The organism is Campylobacter sp. BCW_6468 (assembly GCF_001762865.1).
GTDB lineage: Bacteria > Campylobacterota > Campylobacteria > Campylobacterales > Campylobacteraceae > Campylobacter_D > Campylobacter_D jejuni.
In genome coordinates this window covers 1-587 of the sequence record NZ_MJXQ01000040.1, presented here as the reverse complement: position 1 = coordinate 587, position 587 = coordinate 1, and the positions used below count along the sequence as shown (strand labels likewise).

Below are 587 nucleotides of genomic sequence, written 5' to 3'. Positions count from 1 at the left end.
GGGGTCTTATGGAGGATACTTAGCCTTGCTCATAGCAAAAATAGCTCCTTGGTATGTGGATGGTGTGATTGATAATTCGGGTTCGGCTTTGCCACCTTTAAATTATATTTTAGGAAGAGAAATGGAACATAGTTACGGTGATTATTATGAAGATTTTCCACATAATAGGATTATTTTTTTTCTAAAAACCCACTGGACGCTTAAAGAAAATTCACCTTATTTTTTTAATAATGAAAATTATTTTATTAGAACATTGTTAAATAAGGATCATTTGATTTTGCAAAGTCAAAAAAATAAAAATATTATTTATGTGAGTTATCATAGCGATAAAGATCCTCTAACGCCTGCCAATTTTAAACAACAAACCATGCAAATATTAAAAATTTTAGGTTACGATGTAAGCTTAAATTTGATAGATGAAAATAAAATTGATGGAAAATTTATTAAAAATTTAGATCATGGTTGTGGTATACCTGATAAAGCCTTATTTAGAAAAGAACTTCCTTTAATGCTTGAAAAATTACAAAAAAGAAAATCTTTAATGCAAGAAAATTCCATCTCTTATCCTTGTGGAAATAAAGTGTTTA

The 587-nt window shown here is 28.1% G+C and carries 1 protein-coding gene; it reads left to right on the top strand.

Annotation, left to right across the window (positions count from 1 at the left end; all coding sequences use genetic code 11):
- Positions 1-587: DUF2920 family protein (locus tag AJ889_RS09755; RefSeq protein WP_261661001.1), on the top strand; the 587-nt coding region annotated here is incomplete at both ends.